This window comes from Parapedobacter tibetensis (genome assembly GCF_024704835.1).
Classification (GTDB): domain Bacteria; phylum Bacteroidota; class Bacteroidia; order Sphingobacteriales; family Sphingobacteriaceae; genus Parapedobacter; species Parapedobacter tibetensis.
In genome coordinates this window covers 436851-454635 of sequence record NZ_JAMXBE010000002.1, presented here as the reverse complement: position 1 = coordinate 454635, position 17785 = coordinate 436851, and the positions used below count along the sequence as shown (strand labels likewise).

The following is a 17785-nucleotide window of genomic DNA, read 5'->3' as shown; positions in this document are numbered from 1 at the left end:
ATTAAAGTTTTACAACCGAGCCCCCGGCTGCTTCAATCGCCTTCTGCGCTGTCGCAGAAAATGCATGCGCTTTTACTTCAATTTTGGAGGTCAATTCTCCCCTGCCCAAAATCTTCACCAAATCGTTCTTGGAAACCAATCCGTGTAATTTAAACGCGTCGAAGTCAACAGAAGACAAGCTGAATTTTTCTACTAGACCTTGCAACACATCCAAGTTGATGCCCACATATTCCACACGATTGGGATTCTTGAAACCGGATTTGGGTACACGCCGCTGTAGCGGCATCTGTCCGCCTTCGAAACCAATCTTTCTGCTATAGCCTGAACGCGACTGCGCTCCTTTATGTCCACGTGTGGAAGTGCCGCCTCGGCCCGAGCCAGTACCGCGTCCAATACGTTTCCTGTTTTTTATTGATCCTTTTGCGGGTTTTAGATTACCTAAGTTCATCTTTGAATCTGATATTGTGCTGTACCTTCGCTTTCACTATACAGGTACAGCGATTAATGTATGGCATACCCGAAAGGCAGAACCTTTCCGGCATGCTTTTTTATACTTGTTCAATCGCTATAAGGTGGTTCACCTTCCGTACCATACCCATGATGGATGGCGTAACGTCCACTTCCACCGTATGGTTGATTTTGCGTAACCCCAAAGCTTTTATCGTCCGCTTTTGGCGCTCGCTCCTATCGATTATGCTCTTTATTTGCGTGATTCTGATCTTTGCCATGATAGTTATCGTTATCCGTTAAATACCTTATTTAAATCGACACCTCGCTGTTGGGCTACCGTATAGGCATCGCGCATTTTCAACAATGCATCGATGGTAGCTTTCACCACATTGTGCGGGTTGGATGACCCTAACGATTTGGCCAATACGTCAGTTACCCCAGCACTTTCCAACACGGCACGCATAGCACCACCAGCCAACACGCCAGTACCATGTACTGCGGGCTTAATCAATACATTGCCCCCTGAGTACTTGCCATATTGCTCGTGCGGCACTGTACCTTTGATGATAGGCACCTTAATCAGGTTTTTCTTCGCGTCATCAATCCCTTTGGTGATGGCTTCGGTTACCTCTTTTGCCTTGCCGAGGCCATAGCCTACCACACCATTTTCATCGCCTACGATCACAATGGCTGAGAAGCTGAATGTACGGCCACCTTTGGTCACCTTTGCCACACGTTGTATGCTTACCAGGCGGTCTTTTAGCTCGATTTCACTCGATTTTACTCTTTTTATGTTGCTTAATGACATTTCTCGATTGATTAAAAATCCAAACCTGCTTCGCGGGCGCCCTCGGCCAGTGATTTCACACGGCCATGGTACAAATACCCATTACGGTCAAAAACTACTTTACTAATTCCTGCTGCCAGCGCTTTCTCCGCAATCATTTTACCAACGGCTTTAGATTGCTCAACCTTGGTTCCTGATGTCGAAAATTCCTTGGCGAGGGATGATGCCGAAACCAGGGTTATACCTGCTCGGTCATCAATCACTTGAGCATAAATGCCCTTATTACTCCTGTATACAGATAAGCGTGGACGCTCCGCAGATCCGGAAAGATGCTTCCTGATCCCTCTTTTAATTCGCTCCCTACGCGATGTTTTATTTCCTGCCATGATGGTTACTATTTTTTAGCTGCTGATTTGCCTGCTTTCCTGCGCAACTGCTCACCAGCAAATTTAATACCTTTTCCTTTATAAGGTTCCGGTGTACGCAATGAACGAATCTTTGCGGCTACTTGTCCTATTAATTGTTTGTCGATGGATTCCAGTGTAATGGTAGGGTTCTTCCCTTTTTCAGATGTTGTAGACACCTTCACTTCCTTTGGAAGAATAAGCACTACTTGGTGCGAGAATCCCAGTGTCAGGTCTAGCGTGCTGCCTTGAGCAGTGGCACGATAACCTACACCCACCAATTCCTGAACGGTTTTATACCCATCAGTAACGCCGATGACCATGTTGTTCAAGAGTGAACGGTACAAGCCATGCAGTGCTTTATGTTTCTTCTGTTCGGTGGGACGTTTTACCACGAGCTGTCCATCTTCTTGGACAACTGAAATGGCTGAATCCACTTGTTGCGTTAATTCCCCTTTCGGCCCTTTTACCGTTACCAAATTCTTATCTGATACGGTAATTGTTACCCCAGCGGGTATGGCGATAGGCGCTTTTCCTATTCTTGACATCTTGCGTGTTCCTCCTGATTAATACACATAACATAAAACCTCGCCACCGACATTCTGCACACTGGCTTCCTTGTCAGTCATCACTCCTTTCGAAGTGGACATGATGGCTATCCCCAAACCATTCAACACCCGGGGCATATTATCTACTCCTGTATATTTCCTCAGACCGGGTTTACTCACGCGTTTCAACGTACGGATGGCCGGAATTTTACTTACTGGATGATACTTCAAGGCTATTTTGATGGTGCCTTGTACGTTGTCTTCCTCGAATTTGTAATTGGCAATATAACCTTTGTCAAAGAGGACTTTGGTAATCTCCTTTTTAAGGTTTGATGCAGGAATTTCAACAACCCTGTGGTTGGCCTTAATGGCATTCCTTACTCGGGTAAGGTAATCCGCTATTGGATCTGTATTCATTAATTATATCCATTGTGATAACGGTATCCGCATGCCACCATGGCTTCGGACCTATTATCTGTTAATAATTCTATTCTTTGCAGGCAGTCGAGAAACCCCAACTTATCGCTTACCAGGAAGCTTTCTTCACCCCCGGGATTTTACCAGCCAAAGCCATTTCACGGAAAGTAACCCGCGAAATGCCGAATTGGCGCATATAGCCCTTTGGGCGTCCGGTTAGTTTGCAACGGTTGTGCAGGCGAACCGGTGAAGCGTTTTTCGGCAGTTTATCCAAGGCAGCGTAATCACCTGCAGCTTTCAGGGCAGCGCGTTTTTCCGCATACTTCGCAACCAATTTGGCGCGTTTTATTTCGCGTGCTTTGATTCCTTCTTTAGCCATTAGTTGTTATAGTTTGATTTTTAAATGGTAATCCGAATTGCTTCAACAATTCCAATGCTTCGACATCTGTATTTGCGCTGGTCACAAAGGTAATGTCCATCCCCTGAATCTGGTTGATTTTATCAATGTCAATTTCAGGAAAAATAATCTGCTCGGTAACACCTAATGTATAGTTGCCTCTTCCGTCAAAACCTTTGTCGTTGATGCCGCGGAAATCGCGGATACGGGGCAAAGCCACGGCCACCAGCCTATCGAGGAATTCATACATTTTGCTGTCGCGAAGTGTTACCCTCACGCCGATCGGCATTCCTTTACGCAATTTGAAATTGGATATATCTTTCTTGGACTTGGTTGCCACAGCCTTTTGGCCAGTAACCAATGTCATTTCATTGATGGCGCTATCAATCAATTTCTTATCGGCAGTGGCAGCACCTATTCCTTGGCTCACAGAAATTTTCTCAAGCTTTGGAACCTGCATGACACTTTTATATTGGAATTTATCTTTTAGCGCCGTACGGATTTCATCCTTATACTTCGCCTTCAATCTTGGTGTGTAAGCCATTAGTCGATCTCCTCCCCTGATTTTTTTGCTATACGTACAATTTTTTGCCCGCCATCTACTTCTTTCACTTTACGCCCGATACGGGTAGGCTTACCCGATTTAGGGTCGACATAAGCCAAGTTTGAAATATGGATGGCGGCTTCTTTTTCAATGATTCCTCCATTAGGGTTGGCAGCATTCGGTTTGGTATGCTTTTTCACAAGATTTACGCCTTCCACGATTGCCCGGTTCTTAGCTACCACCACTTCCAACACTTTGCCTTGGGCTCCTTTGGAGTTGCCAGCGATGACTTTCACCAAATCTCCTGTACGGATCTTGATTTTATGTGTCGATGTTTTTGTCTGTCTCATGATTATAATACCTCCGGTGCTAATGATACGATTTTCATGAACTGCTTTTCACGCAATTCCCGGGCTACCGGTCCAAAGATACGTGTTCCCCGCGGTTCGTCCTGATTGTTCAATAATACGGCAGCGTTGTCGTCAAAACGGATATAAGATCCGTCTTTGCGGCGGATTTCTTTCTTTGTCCTTACGACCACTGCCCTGGAAACCGTTCCTTTTTTTATGTTTCCAGAGGGTAAAGCACTTTTTACGGTAACAACGACTTTATCACCTATCGATGCATAGCGTTTGCCGGTGCCTCCCAATACCCGGATAACTAAAACTTCTTTAGCTCCGCTATTGTCGGCTACATTGAGTCTTGATTCCTGTTGTACCATGTTACTTAGCCCTTTCTAAAATTTCAACTAATCTCCAATTCTTGGTCTTACTCAGCGGACGCGTTTCCATAATCAACACCATATCGCCGATACCGCAGGTGTTTGTTTCGTCATGAGCCTTGAATTTGGTAGTTTTCTTCACGAACTTACCATAAATGGGGTGCTTTACCTTTCGTTCCACAGCCACCACGATGGACTTGTCCATTTTGTCGCTCACTACCAAGCCGATTCTTGTTTTTCTTAAATTTCTTTCCATTTCGACTTTTAATTATTTATGCCTCAGCGGCTGTTTCAGACGTTACGTTGGCCGCTTGAGCGGCTTTCTTACGTTTGGTCAACTCGGTCATCAAACGTGCAATCGTCTTGCGCGCATATTTGATCCGGTTTGGATTTTCAATGGCTGAAACAGCATGTGCAAACTTCATTTTTGTGAGGGCAGCCTTCTCTTCAGCGATTTTGGCCACTAAGTCCTCTTGTGATAATTCTAAAATTTCTGAATTCTTCATTTCATTTGAAAATTTTTTGCCTTTCAATGGCCAAATGGAACATTCATGAACAACTTATCGTTAAGCTCGACATGAAAATGCTTCATTTCAATTGTGTTGCTGGGTATCATCCGCTTTAGATGCCACTTGCCGGTAACGGCGGCAGGGCAGAAACGTTAGACAGCGCCAGCGTATTCATGCTTATACGTAGTCCCTACGTATCACAAATTTGGTTTGTACCGGCAGCTTTTGGGCGGCAAGGCGCAGTGCTTCTTTGGCCACTTCCAAAGGCACGCCTTCTGCTTCAAACAACATACGGCCTGGGCGTACCACAGCTACCCAGTATTCGGGAGCTCCCTTACCCTTACCCATCCGCACTTCTGCGGGTTTTTTGGTTACGGGCTTATCAGGGAATACACGGATCCAAACCTGTCCTTCACGTTTCATAAAGCGGGTCACCGCGATACGGGCTGCTTCGATTTGACGGCTGGTAATCCATGCCGGCTCCATTGACTTGATGCCGAATGAACCGAAAGCCAACTCCGCCCCACGGGTAGCGTTGCCTTTCATGCGGCCTTTCTGCATCTTCCTGAACTTTGTTCTTTTTGGCTGTAACATGTTCGTATCTTATTAGCTTCCCGATAACTCGGGATTATTATTAATGCTTATCAATCTTAATTTATCCTCTGCTACCACCACCGCGGTTTCCACCACGACGTTGGTCGCCACCACCACCGCCTCTACGTTGGTCGCCTCCGCCACGGCGTTGATCTCCCCCGCCCCTGCGGTCGCCACGGCGCTGTTCGCCACCTTCGCCACGTGATTTCACACCTGAAGTTTGGCCTACGTTGGGCGACAAATCGCGCTTACCGTATACCTCGCCCTTGCATATCCATACTTTCACACCGATTTTACCGTAGGTGGTCAATGCTTCTACCAACGCGTAGTCGATATCCGCACGAAACGTGTGCAATGGGATACGTCCATCCTTATATTGCTCGGTACGGGCCATTTCGGCGCCGCCTAAACGGCCGGAGCACATGACCTTGATACCCTCGGCACCCATACGCATGGTAGCGGCAATCGAGGTTTTCATAGCCCGACGGAATGAGATACGTGCTTCAAGCTGCTTGGCAATACCTTCGGCTACCAACTGAGCTTCCAACTCGGGGCGCTTGATTTCGAAAATGTTGATTTGGACATCCTTCTTAGTGAGCTTCTTCAACTCTTCCTTAATCTTGTCCACTTCCTGTCCACCTTTGCCGATCACAATGCCCGGACGTGCCGTATGGATGGTTACCGTAATACGCTTCAATGTGCGCTCGATGACCACTTTGGCCACGCCTCCTTTGGCGATACGAGCCGAGAGGTATTTCCTGATTTTCTCGTCTTCAACTAATTTATCGGAATAGTCCTTGCCTCCGAACCAATTGGAATCCCAACCTTTTATGATTCCTAATCTGTTTCCTATTGGATTTGCTTTTTGTCCCATTACTTGATAAAATTAGTTTTGTGCTACGTTGTTTTTGCTGTCTACGACCAGTGTGACGTGGTTCGAACGCTTACGGATACGGTATCCACGGCCTTGTGGTGCCGGACGTAACCTTTTCAATTGGCGACCTCCACCGACGAAAATATCCTTGACGAATAATTCACTTTCTTCCACGGATTTATCTTCGTTCTTTGTTTCCCAGTTTTTGATAGCCGAGAGCAAAAGCTTCTCCACACGGATCGCTGCTTCCTTGTTGGTATGTTTAAGGATAAACAAAGCATGCTCCACCTTCTCGCCACGGATGAGGTCTACCACCAAGCGCATCTTACGCGGCGAGGTCGGGCAGTTCAATAACTTGGCAGTAGAAGCTCCTCCTACCTGAGCTTTTTCCTGCTCTTTGCGCTGTTTTATGATAACAGACTTTTTTAGTTTTCTTGTTGCTTCCATTGCCTATTATTTTCTTCTTTCTGCGTGACCCCTGAATGTGCGCGTAGGCGCAAATTCACCAAGCTTGTGACCAACCATATTTTCCGTTACATATACGGGAATAAATTTATTTCCGTTGTGCACTGCGAAGGTATGGCCAACAAAATCAGGTGAAATCATGGATCTACGAGACCAAGTCTTAACTACTGATTTCTTGTTTGTTTCATTCATAGAAAGAACCTTTCTTTCTAAGTTGTGGTCGATATAAGGACCTTTTTTAATTGAACGAGCCATTATTTCTTCCTTCTCTCAATGATGTAACGATTCGATATTTTTTTCTTACTACGGGTTTTGTAACCTTTAGCCAACAGCCCTGTGCGCGAGCGTGGATGACCACCGGATGAACGGCCCTCGCCACCACCCATCGGGTGATCCACAGGGTTCATCGCTACACCACGTACACGTGGCCGGCGACCCAACCAACGCTTCCTCCCTGCCTTACCCAACACTTGGTTGGCTTTTTCGGCATTGGATACGGAGCCGATAGTGGCCAAACAGGTTGCCAAAATCATACGGCTCTCGCCAGATGGCAACTTGATGATGGCATACTTGCCATCCCGAGCGGAAAGCTGAGCATACGTGCCAGCACTGCGTGCGATGGAACCACCCTGACCCGGGTTCAATTCAATGTTATGAACAATAGAACCCAAAGGAATGTTTTGCAACGGTAATGTATTTCCTACCTCTGGGGCCGCGTTATCACTTGACACGATCGTCTGCCCTACTTTGAGTCCTTCCGGCGCGATGATGTAGCGCTTTTCGCCGTCTACGTAATGCAACAAGGCAATACGTGCTGTACGGTTAGGATCATACTCTATCGTAGCAACTTTTGCGGGGATATCTTTTTTATCGCGTTTAAAATCTATCAATCGGTATGCTTTTTTATGCCCCCCACCGAGGTAACGCATAGTCATTTTACCGGAATGGTTCCTACCGCCTGATTTCTTGATTTTCACTACCAACGACTTCTCAGGAACGTTGGTTGTGACATCAGAATAGTCTCCCCCTACTCGGAATCGAGTACCAGGGGTAACCGGTTTAAATCTTTTAACTGCCATCTCTTATTATATAGTACTATAAAAGTCAATCGTTTCGCCATCTTTGATTGTAATGATGGCTTTCTTATACTTCGGGGTCTTTCCCGATACAAACCCTGCCTTGGTATAGCGGCTTTTCGCCTTGCCGCCCACTACCATGGTGTTCACGGCCAGTACGGTCACGCCAAACATCTGTTCCACGGCTTGCTTAATTTGTATCTTGTTTGCCCTGTGATCTACCTTGAACGCATAGCGGTTCCGCTTTTCGGTAAGCGCCGATGCTTTCTCGGTCAATACGGGTTTCTTAATGATTTCCATATTACTTGGCAAATGCCTCCTCCAATATTTTGACAGAATCTGCGGTCAACAAGAGCTTGCTCGCGTTCAATACGTCATACGTATTCAATTCGGCTGCGGTAGTTACTTTTGCTTTCTTCAGATTTCTGCTTGATAAATACACGTTATTATTTTGCGCAGGTAAAACCAATAGGGTTTTTTCATTGGCTACGTTCAGGCTGTTGATCAAACTCACGTAGTTTTTGGTTTTGAAGGAATCGAAATTCACTTCACTCAGCACAACGATGTTGTTTTCCTTAGCCTTATAGCTCAATGCGGATTTCCGCGCCAATGCTTTAAGTTTCTTGTTCAATTTAAAGCTGTAATCACGGGGTTGCGGACCGAAAATACGGCCACCGCCATTGAACAAAGGAGATTTGATGCTACCAGCACGGGCACCACCTGTCCCCTTTTGCTTGTGCAGCTTACGGGTAGAGCCAGCAATCTCATTACGTTGCTTGGATTTATGTGTTCCCTGGCGTTGGTTAGCAAGGTATTGTTTCACATCCAAGTAAATTGCATGGTCATTAGGTTCCACCGCGAATACCGATTCAGGAAGTTGCACCTTGGCACCTGTTTCTTTACCTGATATATCTAAAATATTAACTTCCATCTCCTTATTTATCTACGATTACGTAAGAACCTTTGGCCCCTGGGATGGAACCGCTGACCACAAGCAGGTTTTGCTCTTCGTAAATTTTCAGCACTTGTAAGTTCTGAATCTTCACGCGATCACCCCCTGTACGGCCTGCCATGCGCGTGCCTTTAAATACACGTGAAGGCCATGACGAAGCACCCAATGAACCGGGTGCACGTAAGCGGTTGTGCTGTCCGTGGGTAGCCCCACCGACACCGCCAAAACCATGGCGTTTCATTACACCTTGGAAGCCTTTTCCTTTTGAAGTGCCCACCACATCGATGTAGTCGCCTTCTTCAAAAATGGAAACAGTCACCAAGTCACCGAGTTGCTTTTCGTCGGGGAAGGTTTTAAATTCTACCATTTTACGCTTGGGCGTTGTCTTCGCTTTGGCGAAGTGCCCCTTCAAAGGGCCTGAGGTGTTCTTTTCCTTCGCATCATCAAATGCGAGCTGAACAGCGGAATAGCCATCTTTGTCATCCGTGCGTATATGCGTTACCACGCACGGGCCAGCTTCAATCACAGTACACGGGATATTTTTCCCCGCTGCGTCGAAAATGCTGGTCATTCCTACTTTTTTTCCAATAATTCCTGACATGTTTTTATTAATCTATTAACGTCCATCGAAGCAGTAGGGCTTCGTTCAAGACATACCATCCCCTTAAAAGGGACGGCAAAGATAGGAAACTTAGATTAAGTATCAAATAGTTAGTTAATTATTTTTTTACTTTGGGTTTTGGTTCGCTGTTTTTCCCATGCTCATTGTGGTTTTTTGGGTTGTGGGGGCTGTTTCGACCATGTGCCCAACGTAGATGGAATCGATGATTCATCTTCATATGCTCAAGAGCCGCTAGGTATGGATAATCGGTTGGCGATGCGGAAATCGGAAATGGTATTCCCATTATGTTGTTTAAAAAACCGACTGAAATGTGCTGGGTTGTCAAAACCAAGTTCATAAGCAATTTCCTTGGCCGATTTATCAGTAAATTGAAGGAGGCGCTTGGCTTCCAAGATAATTCTATTTTGAATCAGCCTTGACGGCGGGGGGCAGTTAAGCAATGCAAAGAGATTGGAAAGCGTCTTAGGTGATCTATTCAAGGCATCCGCAAAAAACTGCACGTCATGTGCCTCCCTGAAATTACACTCCACCAGCACATTGAACATCCGCACCAGGTCCATTTTACCTTCGGCATGCATATCGTAATGTGCCATTTGCCGCTTTGCTATGCGCGTGATGTAAATAATCAATCGCTTCAGCAATGTACGTAACATCTCGCCCTGCATCCGATCTTTGGTTTGCATATCTTCCGTCGATAACTCTTCAATCAGCGTGATATGCCGCATCTCCTCTTCAGAAAGCGGCACAAACAACGGATGCTGGATTCCATAAAAAAGAAATCCCACACAACCGACCTCGGCATCATGGTCGACAATACAATAGAAATCCCGGTTGAATTGCCATGCCACCAACTCCTCGGGGTGCTCAAAAACAAAATGCTGGTTAAGCATCAGGGGCAGTACGGTATTAACCGGAAATGCGTAGGCTACGTTGTCGATTACCACGGATTGCGTTTTATACTTATTGTATACAATGCTATTGATCGTGGTATCTTTCAGTATCCCTTCGCCCATTAGGGAGGAATCCTGCTTTATCAGGGCAAACATCCCGCCTGTATTACGGTCTTCAAAGTTCCATTTCATTCGTAAATAATTGCCTTCTAATGGTTTCGTGGAACCTCCATTACATCGCCTTTTGCGAAACTGTCATTGCAGGTTTCATGGTAAAAACGCATTTACCCCTTCCAAAAGTATAAAACAATGTGGGCTAAAGCAGTATGCAATGATAACAAACCAAACGCAACGCTATGCAACCCAAGTGGGTTGCATAGCGTTGCATTAGGGCAAATAAGCTAGTTCAATTTCACGCGCACCATATCCTTGACTTGAGGGAGCGTTGTAAAGGCATTCGGGTTTGGTACAGCCATAATGTTCTCATCTTCGGCAATTGGTGTGCCGCCCATGGCTGCCTGAGACATCCCCGCACCGGGGAATTCGTTGACCGCGGTTCCATTATCATATAGCATGATTTGATTGGATATATCGCCTTTCCGCATGCCATCTATGCCTTCATCTGGTGTCGCAAAGAACCAATCATTGGAAAGCCCATACATGGTGGCAATGGCCAAACGATCTCCTTTGTTTATGGTGAATTCCATAGAAACGCTACTTCCGGGCTGCCCATTGATAACGGGCAACAATACACCGGTGTTTTCGGCGGGCAATACATATACGGATTTGACTGCCACTTTGGCTTCCAAGGCAGCCACCAGCATGTCCGTGCTACCCATTTGCGCCAGCTCCTTCAATCCTTCGCCGCGATCTTTTTCCCCCTCCATAAAAATCGGATTTTCATCTCCGCTATACACGACCACCAAGATGGGAGATAGCGGTGTGAATATACCGGTCATGCCGGTAATGTGTTCACCAAGCATGGTATTGTCGCCGGTCTCCGCGAGGAGGGTAAGCTCTTCGGTGGTCATTTCGCCAGCATGGTATAGGGGGGTGGGGGTAAGCAACTCACCTCCTGCCACATACGAAATGGCCCATACGCCAGGGCTTAGTGGTGTTTCATTAACTGTACCCCCCGATGTATTTTTTAAAGTGAGTGTAAAATAAGAATCACCATCATAGCTAAGGTCGGCCTGAACAAGCTGTGAGGCCGGCAAATAGTTATTCCCCTGTTCGTCCATCCCGGTGATTTCCGAAATCGCTTTGCTTTCGTCGATTGTTGGCTTATCCCCAATATCGGAACCCGGTGCTTGGTTTATCTTTGAGCCATTATCCCAAAGCTTTATTTGTGATGATACATCACCCTCTATGGGTGTCCCATCCTCATCATACAGCATAATCCCCGGATTCTCAGGCGCAAAAAAGAGGTCTTTTGACCATCCGTACATCGTTGTGAAGGTCAGCGATTGACCCATCGCCGCAGAAAACCGGATGCTTATGGATTGGCCCGGGAAAACGACAGGAGGTGTTCCCTCACCCATGAACGTGCCTGACTGAACCAAGGGCTTCGCGTCCAACACGTTTTCCACCGTGATGGTGGTCATATGATCAGCTGGCTTTTTATCATCTCGTTTACAGGCTGCGATAACCAGCGACATTGCAGCAAAACAAAGCCATTTTAGGCTTCTTTTTCTTTCTCGTGTCATGTTGTTTTCCTTTCTATTAACATATGTGGGTACATGACAAAGTTAGCTGATAAAGCACCCTGAAAGATACCAATATTTCCCGACATGTTGGCTAAACCCCACGTCTTGTTCCAAAAGGAAATCCCTATTCGCCACGAAGAAAACAGCTCGTTACACCAGCGGCACCATCAGGTCTGTGGAAAGCAAAAAATACCGATTGCCTTCTCGTATGCCAATTTCGGATTTAATTTGAGGTTGATGCTGCGATAGCCCCTTTCAATTGGCCTTGCGCACGATTATCCGATTTTCCTGCAACTCAAATCGCGCATCGCCGCCGATATCCTCGAGAATGGCCAGCATTTCGGCCGCTGTAAGTGCGGGGAATCTATAAAATCTCCGGTGGGCTTACCTCCATAACGTGTATACAGCCACACTCCCACCAAGGCAAAGTGTTTGAGAGATACTTATGCAAAAGAATACCCGATTTCCCCATGAAGGGCAAACCGGTGTTTTTGGAGCTGCACCGGTGCCTATGGCGGCATCGACAAAAAGGGTGTAGCTGTTTCAAGGGTCATTCCTCCTTGCTCAAGAAGGTTAGCTGAAGAAGGAAATGAAGGATTTTTTGAGAAAGCAATTGTTTTATAGCCCTCGGCGCAGGCAATAGGCACTGGCCAATTTTCAAGAGGTACCCAGCCTATTTGTAGTGCACCGGCATTGATCACGTCAACAGTTTAATCAAATAGAAGACATAGAAGACCGTTGAACCGATGTCGCTATAGAAAATCGCTGGGTAACACCCCGCGTTTTGCTTAGGCGTAATCTTCAGCTGGATTTGCTTTGGTGCCATCACAGCGCTAGACATAAACCCGTTCCACGCCGGAACGGATCCATGCAACGCCCAACCGGTTTTATGGGAATGCCGGAAGTAAACCATCCGGAGTATTACCGGGCCTGGGTGAAATGTACCTGAACCCATCTGGAACGCGAACGATTCCATGGCCATGTTGGAAACAAGCCGTGCGGAGTACGGACGGTATTGGGGTGAAATGTACCCGAACCCAACTGGAATGCGAACGGTTCCATGGCCATGTCGGAAGTAAACCAGTAGAAGTATTACCGGGCCTGGGTGACATGTACCCGAACCCAACTGGAATGCGAACGGTTCCAAGGCCATGTCGGAAGTAAACCAGTCGAAGTATTACCGGGCCTGGGTGAAATGTACCTGAACCCATCTGGAACGCGAACGATTCCATGGCCATGTAGGAAACAAGCCGTGCGGAGTACGGACGGTATTGGGGTGACATGTACCCGAACCCAACTGGAATGCGAACGGTTCCATGGCCATGTCGGAAGTAAACCAGTCGAAGTATTACCGGGCCTGGGTGAAATGTACCCGAACCCAACTGGAATGCGAACGGTTCCATGGCCATGTTGGAAGCAAACCAGTCGAAGTATTACCGGGCCTGGGTGAAATGTACCTGAACCCAGCTGGAATGCGAACGGTTCCAGTGCCCCCAGCCTGCCCTACTTCTGGTGCTGAAGTACGGCCTCGCGAACCCCTTGTACCAGCTCCACAGGGACGCCAGCGGCCCGAGCCGCCTCCTCATTACTGAAACCAAACTGATGGATAAGGTTATCCAAAACCATGATTTTCCCTTTTTCGAAGCCTCTGGCCTCTGCTTCCTCCAATAAGCTGATCACCGAGCGTGACGGCGTACTGCGGATTTCGCCGCCCATCCGTCCAGCCATCTTCTCGAGATTTTTTTGCCGCTTAGCCTCCAAATGGCGCCCCAGTGCAGAACTATTAAATCCGGGGTGTTGCTTAAACGGGCGGAGGTCTATCCGCAGCGCCTCTCCGTGCTGCCACAGGTAGCCACTCCCAGTAACGTATTCCTTTTTCAATGCACGTTGAATGCTCGACCGGGAAATGCCTGTTTCTCTACTGGCTGCATTAACGCCCGCATATGTTCGGATACGGATGCCGTCAAAATCGTACTGTGTGATTTTCAACTCCTCAGCGGACAACGGAGAAAAACGGGAAGACTTATTGGAAGTGCTTTTCTTTATCGTAATTTTTGGGGCGTCGCCCCTGCGCCAAATGAAGCCTTGGCTGGTGTGTTGTTTGCCGTTGGTGGCCGCCCGGATGCTGGAATCGCTCAACATGCCCAGGTGGGAACTGGCCGCTCGGGCATTGGGGAATGTCCGGATCAATTTGCCCTGCAAGTCATATTGCCCTATACATTGGGCTTTGGCTTGCGGTTTCGACTGGATGCCTACCAGTTTTTCTTTAATTTCGGAAATATCGATTATTGGCGCTTTGCCCCGCCGCCAAAGGTATCCCCCTGCCGTATACCTGCCCCGGTTTTTGGCCGCTGAGCCGATATGTGAGGCGCTGAGCTTGACTGCTTTGGATGCTGCTCCGGCATCGACATAGCTACGGATAAGATTGCCCTCCAAGTCATATTGGCTAATCAAATTGTCGTTCGATTTTTCCTGGCTACGCTTCTTCTGCGCTTGCTGTCGGGCTTCGCGCTCTTCAGGACTTAGTTTGGACCGCATATCTTTGCTGCGGTTGTTATCAATCATCCGTTTAACCTTTTCCTTGGGATCACCCAAATACAGGTTTTCTGGGGACACATTGAGGGAATCATTATCCCGGTATAAGATAATATGGTTGAGGTTTTTAAGGTCGAAAGGCGCGACGAAGCAATAATAAACGAATCGTGCGGTATTGATTTTAATTCGCTTATCGTTAATCGTGACGGAAAAGCGCAGGTAAAACCTGTAATCTTTCGTGTACGAATTGTAACTCGGCTGTACCTGTTGGCACAAAATCAAAGCGGGTAATGACACGCTTATCCCTTGCTTGGTCTTCTTGTTGTGGGCCAACCTTCGTGCCCTACCTTTGTTTGAAATCTGATAGTGTCCTCCGGCGTTCGGGATGTCTTTCCACTCTTCCCCGTGTAGTAGCGGCGTAGAAAGGTCTTGGAATGGGTATCTCTTTATTTCCATAAAGTGGCTTTCGAATGGTTCAGTACGATGGTGTAAAAATACAAAATATTGTATTAACACAAAAAATTAGGTTCATTTATCAGATTGCCGTATCAGTGATGTGACAATTGAGCGTGGTTCGGAACAGAACAAGCTAATCGTTAAGTTCAACAGACACAATGGGTTCCAGCTGTAAAACCTCCCCTCCTCCACCAATCAGGTTCATCTGGATGATGTCATCGCTTTCTACTATACTTTCTTCTTTGACCAACTGATTGGGGTGCTGAACCGAATCAGGTGCATCCTTATATCGAACCGCACGGTACTGACCACTGGATAAAAAACTAAGCGGCACACCGATAATTCGTTGCTGACTACCATTAATCGCACCGATATACCAGACATCTCCTTTGCGACGGGCGACAACCGCATATTGGCCCATCTGCGCGGCTGGCACACGGGTTTCATCCCATACCGTTGGCACCTGTTGCAGGAATTCAAACCCGGGCTGTCCTTCGTAGTGTGAAGGAGCATCAGCAACCATCTGCAAATAACTTTCTAACACCACATACATCGCCAGCATATGGCACCGTGTACCAATCATCATTGGCTTGGTGTATAACGGCCGATACTCGGCTTCCGTTACCGCCTTGAAACCACCCAAATGATAGTCCGAAGCCCCTGCCAACAATCGTGTAAAGACAATATCCAAGTCGTGGTCGGGGCTAATGGGATCTTTCCCCCACTTATTGTGTTCGTAATTGAACGTGCCTTCGCGGGTGAACTCATTGGGATAAGTGCGATGCAGGCCAGTGGGTTTAAATGAGCCATGAAACTGCACGTATAGTTTATGCTTAGCAGATTTCCGCAATATTTCTTCCTGTATATTCACCATTTGCTGATCATCACGGTTCAGAAAATCTACCATCATGCCGCGAATACCCCAACGTTCAAACTGGGAAAGCGCAGCGTCTATGTTTTGGTACAGTGCCTCCCAGTGTACCCACACGTGGATCCCAACTCCCTTTTGGGCGGCATAATTGCATATTTTCTCTATCTCAAGTGATGGCAGGGGCTTGGTCACGTCTGCATTCGGCCCACTATCCGCATAGCTAAATCCGTCATTGTAATACCATGATACCCCACCATAGCCGATAACGGAATGATATTCAATCCCGTTTCTTGCGCAAAAATCTATGTAGTACTTATTTGTTTCGAAATTGACTCCTGGAGCGAACGTGGTATCGGGTACTTGATCGCCATTCCACCAATGGAAGGATGTTTTTCCGGGTTTGACCCACGACCAATCCATGTCTGCGGGAGGTTCGTTCAAACTGGTCAAGATATGGGACTCCAACAGCTTGCCTATCTCATCACCAATCATCAATACCCTCCAAGGCGTATGGTGCGGCAGGGTTGCATTTACCTTCACCATTTGCTGTCCTTGCAATGGTGACAATTGGCTCACCAGCGTTGCCCCTGCTTTCCGCACCAGGTACATCCCTGCATAGTCCCTCAAACCTGCTTCGGTAATGGCCATATACCTGTTTTCAGAAAACTCAAATAATGCAGGTATATCGATCAATGTATCGATGGCTACTTCCTTTAATGGCATCTTATGGTAACGGCCTTCATGACTAGTATTGTAATGCCCCGAAAACAATGCCGTGACCAATGGATCGCCTGCCACGTTAAACATGCTATGTTCATCGACCAACGTATAGGCCGACCAATTTGGTTGTTGGGGAAACTCATATCGGAAAGCAAGCCCATCATCGAATATCCGCACCCTAATATTCACCAGTCGCTTTGCTCCTTTACGCTCTTGCAAGGGTATCAGTACTTCCTGATATGGGTGCTCAACCTGGCTAGCTTTGCCCACTATCAATTTGTATATTTCGGTATCTTCGCGGTAGATGGGTGTCAAAAGCGTCACATCTGAACCGAATTCTCCCCCTTTTTGGAAATCGAGCGCCAATTCTGAAGATTCAACCAACGGCTCACCCATAAAAGAAACAGAATAGGCTAATGTACGTCCTGAAACATGAAATGTAAAATCAATATTCCCATTAGGTGATTTCAACCTAACAGGTTGCTGCGCAACACTTACCACATTTGATAAAGAAAGACACGAAATAATAGAAATAAGGGTTAATATATTCATAAACAAATATATTATTTATTAGCTAGGTTGCTCTAGGTGCACAACAGAAATTCATCATTGCTCGATTGCTCGCGACGTGAGCCTTAGTGGCTTGCAAATTTTTCACGCAAAGTCGCTAAGACGCAAAAAAGCAAGTTTGGGGACTTTGCGCCTTGCACCCGGTTGCTCTTATTGCACTCGGCCTTTTCCGCCATGTACTATTGGGCAATAGTAATGACCTTATCCATTAATTTACGAATGCGTATAACACCATGATAAGTGCCTCCATAATACTTTTCAACCTCGTATCGCACTGCTTCCTCTAGTGTTGTGTCGTCATCTCCCATTGCCACTAACCCCACATTGCCCTCAATTGCCGTATACCCACCTTCGTAACCCTCAAAGAGTACAAAAATCAATTCATTAGTTATTTTTGAGTGTCTGTTCATCTGATCATATTATTAAGCGGAAAGCAAGAAGATGCCTTACGAATTGAGTGCGAATTGCGTGCCTTCTTTTTGTACCATACTGAGCATGGGCACGATGAAAATGACTAAAATTAACTTTTCATCGTCATTTAGTGTTAATTATCCTACGTCAAAAGTGGGTATTTGGGCATATTTCCCTTGTAGGATATCATCTACATAGGTCGGGATTTACATACTTGCCAGCCGAATTGACATCAATAGTTTTATTGTAACTACATAACTATCAAC

General features: G+C 46.6%; 26 protein-coding genes. All 26 read right to left on the bottom strand.

The window, feature by feature from the left end; genetic code table 11:
- Nucleotide 1 precedes the first annotated feature (1 nt).
- A complete protein-coding gene (rplO, locus tag NF543_RS04490) occupies nt 2-448 on the bottom strand; it encodes a 50S ribosomal protein L15 (protein WP_257666911.1) in 447 nt (148 codons plus the stop codon).
- Between the two features lie 100 nt (nt 449-548).
- Nucleotides 549-728 (bottom strand): 50S ribosomal protein L30, encoded by a 180-nt coding sequence (gene rpmD, locus NF543_RS04485; RefSeq protein ID WP_257666910.1) that lies wholly within the window; start codon nt 726-728, stop codon nt 549-551.
- A gap of 11 nt (nt 729-739) precedes the next feature.
- Entirely contained in the window at nt 740-1258 is a 519-nt protein-coding gene (gene rpsE, locus NF543_RS04480) for a 30S ribosomal protein S5 (RefSeq protein ID WP_257666909.1), read from the bottom strand.
- 11 nt (nt 1259-1269) lie between these two features.
- Complete coding sequence (gene rplR / locus NF543_RS04475; RefSeq protein ID WP_257666908.1) at nt 1270-1623, bottom strand: 50S ribosomal protein L18; 354 nt, start codon at nt 1621-1623, stop codon at nt 1270-1272.
- Between the two features lie 8 nt (nt 1624-1631).
- Complete coding sequence (gene rplF, locus NF543_RS04470; protein ID WP_257666907.1) at nt 1632-2189, bottom strand: 50S ribosomal protein L6; 558 nt, start codon at nt 2187-2189, stop codon at nt 1632-1634.
- 18 nt (nt 2190-2207) lie between these two features.
- Nucleotides 2208-2606 (bottom strand): 30S ribosomal protein S8, encoded by a 399-nt coding sequence (gene rpsH, locus NF543_RS04465; protein ID WP_257666906.1) that lies wholly within the window; start codon nt 2604-2606, stop codon nt 2208-2210.
- Nucleotides 2607-2715: 109 nt separating this feature from the next.
- Complete coding sequence (gene rpsN, locus NF543_RS04460; RefSeq protein WP_257666905.1) at nt 2716-2985, bottom strand: 30S ribosomal protein S14; 270 nt, start codon at nt 2983-2985, stop codon at nt 2716-2718.
- Nucleotides 2978-3547, bottom strand: coding sequence for a 50S ribosomal protein L5 (gene rplE, locus NF543_RS04455; protein ID WP_257666904.1), 570 nt, complete (start codon nt 3545-3547; stop codon nt 2978-2980). Before rplE ends, rpsN begins: the two co-directional genes overlap by 8 nt.
- Nucleotides 3547-3897: a 50S ribosomal protein L24 gene (rplX, locus tag NF543_RS04450; RefSeq protein ID WP_258171686.1), complete on the bottom strand. Its 351-nt coding sequence runs from the start codon at nt 3895-3897 to the stop codon at nt 3547-3549. The genes rplE and rplX overlap by 1 nt, the downstream gene beginning before the upstream one ends.
- Before the next feature lie 2 nt (nt 3898-3899).
- Nucleotides 3900-4268, bottom strand: a complete 369-nt coding sequence (rplN, locus tag NF543_RS04445; RefSeq protein ID WP_257666903.1) for a 50S ribosomal protein L14 — start codon at nt 4266-4268, stop codon at nt 3900-3902.
- A gap of 1 nt (nt 4269) precedes the next feature.
- Nucleotides 4270-4524: a 30S ribosomal protein S17 gene (rpsQ, locus tag NF543_RS04440; RefSeq protein ID WP_257666902.1), complete on the bottom strand. Its 255-nt coding sequence runs from the start codon at nt 4522-4524 to the stop codon at nt 4270-4272.
- 16 nt (nt 4525-4540) lie between these two features.
- Nucleotides 4541-4774, bottom strand: a complete 234-nt coding sequence (gene rpmC, locus NF543_RS04435; protein WP_257666901.1) for a 50S ribosomal protein L29 — start codon at nt 4772-4774, stop codon at nt 4541-4543.
- Nucleotides 4775-4954: 180 nt separating this feature from the next.
- Nucleotides 4955-5371 (bottom strand): 50S ribosomal protein L16, encoded by a 417-nt coding sequence (gene rplP / locus NF543_RS04430; RefSeq protein ID WP_257666900.1) that lies wholly within the window; start codon nt 5369-5371, stop codon nt 4955-4957.
- A gap of 61 nt (nt 5372-5432) precedes the next feature.
- The gene (rpsC, locus tag NF543_RS04425; protein WP_257666899.1) at nt 5433-6245 is read right to left on the bottom strand and encodes a 30S ribosomal protein S3; all 813 of its coding nucleotides are present in this window, start codon (nt 6243-6245) and stop codon (nt 5433-5435) included.
- A 12-nt stretch (nt 6246-6257) separates the two neighbouring features.
- Entirely contained in the window at nt 6258-6692 is a 435-nt protein-coding gene (rplV, locus tag NF543_RS04420; protein WP_257666898.1) for a 50S ribosomal protein L22, read from the bottom strand.
- A gap of 6 nt (nt 6693-6698) precedes the next feature.
- Nucleotides 6699-6965 carry a 30S ribosomal protein S19 gene (rpsS, locus tag NF543_RS04415; protein ID WP_257666897.1) on the bottom strand — a complete coding sequence of 89 codons (267 nt, stop codon included), beginning with the start codon at nt 6963-6965 and terminating at the stop codon, nt 6699-6701.
- Complete coding sequence (gene rplB, locus NF543_RS04410) at nt 6965-7789, bottom strand: 50S ribosomal protein L2 (protein ID WP_257666896.1); 825 nt, start codon at nt 7787-7789, stop codon at nt 6965-6967. Before rplB ends, rpsS begins: the two co-directional genes overlap by 1 nt.
- 6 nt (nt 7790-7795) lie before the next feature.
- Nucleotides 7796-8086: a 50S ribosomal protein L23 gene (gene rplW / locus NF543_RS04405; RefSeq protein WP_257666895.1), complete on the bottom strand. Its 291-nt coding sequence runs from the start codon at nt 8084-8086 to the stop codon at nt 7796-7798.
- A gap of 1 nt (nt 8087) precedes the next feature.
- Entirely contained in the window at nt 8088-8717 is a 630-nt protein-coding gene (gene rplD, locus NF543_RS04400) for a 50S ribosomal protein L4 (RefSeq protein ID WP_257666894.1), read from the bottom strand.
- A 4-nt stretch (nt 8718-8721) separates the two neighbouring features.
- Nucleotides 8722-9339, bottom strand: coding sequence for a 50S ribosomal protein L3 (rplC, locus tag NF543_RS04395; RefSeq protein WP_257666893.1), 618 nt, complete (start codon nt 9337-9339; stop codon nt 8722-8724).
- 242 nt (nt 9340-9581) lie between these two features.
- Nucleotides 9582-10442: a helix-turn-helix domain-containing protein gene (locus NF543_RS04390; protein WP_257666892.1), complete on the bottom strand. Its 861-nt coding sequence runs from the start codon at nt 10440-10442 to the stop codon at nt 9582-9584.
- A 209-nt stretch (nt 10443-10651) separates the two neighbouring features.
- Complete coding sequence (locus NF543_RS04385; RefSeq protein WP_257666891.1) at nt 10652-11956, bottom strand: spondin domain-containing protein; 1305 nt, start codon at nt 11954-11956, stop codon at nt 10652-10654.
- An 887-nt stretch (nt 11957-12843) separates the two neighbouring features.
- Nucleotides 12844-13359 carry a hypothetical protein gene (locus tag NF543_RS04380; protein WP_257957432.1) on the bottom strand — a complete coding sequence of 172 codons (516 nt, stop codon included), beginning with the start codon at nt 13357-13359 and terminating at the stop codon, nt 12844-12846.
- Nucleotides 13360-13459: 100 nt separating this feature from the next.
- Complete coding sequence (locus NF543_RS04375; RefSeq protein ID WP_257666890.1) at nt 13460-14947, bottom strand: NUMOD1 domain-containing DNA-binding protein; 1488 nt, start codon at nt 14945-14947, stop codon at nt 13460-13462.
- Between the two features lie 133 nt (nt 14948-15080).
- The gene (locus NF543_RS04370) at nt 15081-17090 is read right to left on the bottom strand and encodes a glycoside hydrolase family 97 protein (RefSeq protein ID WP_257666889.1); all 2010 of its coding nucleotides are present in this window, start codon (nt 17088-17090) and stop codon (nt 15081-15083) included.
- 197 nt (nt 17091-17287) lie between these two features.
- Entirely contained in the window at nt 17288-17518 is a 231-nt protein-coding gene (locus NF543_RS04365) for a hypothetical protein (protein WP_257666888.1), read from the bottom strand.
- Nucleotides 17519-17785: the final 267 nt, after the last annotated feature.

Bases quoted from the DNA above. Each gene is read 5' to 3' on its own strand.
- rplO (WP_257666911.1), bottom strand. From the start codon at position 448: ATGAACTTAGGTAATCTAAAACCCGCAAAAGGATCAATAAAAAACAGG.
- rpmD (WP_257666910.1), bottom strand. From the start codon at position 728: ATGGCAAAGATCAGAATCACGCAAATAAAGAGCATAATCGATAGGAGC.
- rpsE (WP_257666909.1), bottom strand. From the start codon at position 1,258: ATGTCATTAAGCAACATAAAAAGAGTAAAATCGAGTGAAATCGAGCTA.
- rplR (WP_257666908.1), bottom strand. From the start codon at position 1,623: ATGGCAGGAAATAAAACATCGCGTAGGGAGCGAATTAAAAGAGGGATC.
- rplF (WP_257666907.1), bottom strand. From the start codon at position 2,189: ATGTCAAGAATAGGAAAAGCGCCTATCGCCATACCCGCTGGGGTAACA.
- rpsH (WP_257666906.1), bottom strand. From the start codon at position 2,606: ATGAATACAGATCCAATAGCGGATTACCTTACCCGAGTAAGGAATGCC.
- rpsN (WP_257666905.1), bottom strand. From the start codon at position 2,985: ATGGCTAAAGAAGGAATCAAAGCACGCGAAATAAAACGCGCCAAATTG.
- rplE (WP_257666904.1), bottom strand. From the start codon at position 3,547: ATGGCTTACACACCAAGATTGAAGGCGAAGTATAAGGATGAAATCCGT.
- rplX (WP_258171686.1), bottom strand. From the start codon at position 3,897: ATGAGACAGACAAAAACATCGACACATAAAATCAAGATCCGTACAGGA.
- rplN (WP_257666903.1), bottom strand. From the start codon at position 4,268: ATGGTACAACAGGAATCAAGACTCAATGTAGCCGACAATAGCGGAGCT.
- rpsQ (WP_257666902.1), bottom strand. From the start codon at position 4,524: ATGGAAAGAAATTTAAGAAAAACAAGAATCGGCTTGGTAGTGAGCGAC.
- rpmC (WP_257666901.1), bottom strand. From the start codon at position 4,774: ATGAAGAATTCAGAAATTTTAGAATTATCACAAGAGGACTTAGTGGCC.
- rplP (WP_257666900.1), bottom strand. From the start codon at position 5,371: ATGTTACAGCCAAAAAGAACAAAGTTCAGGAAGATGCAGAAAGGCCGC.
- rpsC (WP_257666899.1), bottom strand. From the start codon at position 6,245: ATGGGACAAAAAGCAAATCCAATAGGAAACAGATTAGGAATCATAAAA.
- rplV (WP_257666898.1), bottom strand. From the start codon at position 6,692: ATGGAAGCAACAAGAAAACTAAAAAAGTCTGTTATCATAAAACAGCGC.
- rpsS (WP_257666897.1), bottom strand. From the start codon at position 6,965: ATGGCTCGTTCAATTAAAAAAGGTCCTTATATCGACCACAACTTAGAA.
- rplB (WP_257666896.1), bottom strand. From the start codon at position 7,789: ATGGCAGTTAAAAGATTTAAACCGGTTACCCCTGGTACTCGATTCCGA.
- rplW (WP_257666895.1), bottom strand. From the start codon at position 8,086: ATGGAAATCATTAAGAAACCCGTATTGACCGAGAAAGCATCGGCGCTT.
- rplD (WP_257666894.1), bottom strand. From the start codon at position 8,717: ATGGAAGTTAATATTTTAGATATATCAGGTAAAGAAACAGGTGCCAAG.
- rplC (WP_257666893.1), bottom strand. From the start codon at position 9,339: ATGTCAGGAATTATTGGAAAAAAAGTAGGAATGACCAGCATTTTCGAC.
- NF543_RS04390 (WP_257666892.1), bottom strand. From the start codon at position 10,442: ATGAAATGGAACTTTGAAGACCGTAATACAGGCGGGATGTTTGCCCTG.
- NF543_RS04385 (WP_257666891.1), bottom strand. From the start codon at position 11,956: ATGACACGAGAAAGAAAAAGAAGCCTAAAATGGCTTTGTTTTGCTGCA.
- NF543_RS04380 (WP_257957432.1), bottom strand. From the start codon at position 13,359: ATGGAACCGTTCGCATTCCAGTTGGGTTCGGGTACATTTCACCCAGGC.
- NF543_RS04375 (WP_257666890.1), bottom strand. From the start codon at position 14,947: ATGGAAATAAAGAGATACCCATTCCAAGACCTTTCTACGCCGCTACTA.
- NF543_RS04370 (WP_257666889.1), bottom strand. From the start codon at position 17,090: ATGAATATATTAACCCTTATTTCTATTATTTCGTGTCTTTCTTTATCA.
- NF543_RS04365 (WP_257666888.1), bottom strand. From the start codon at position 17,518: ATGAACAGACACTCAAAAATAACTAATGAATTGATTTTTGTACTCTTT.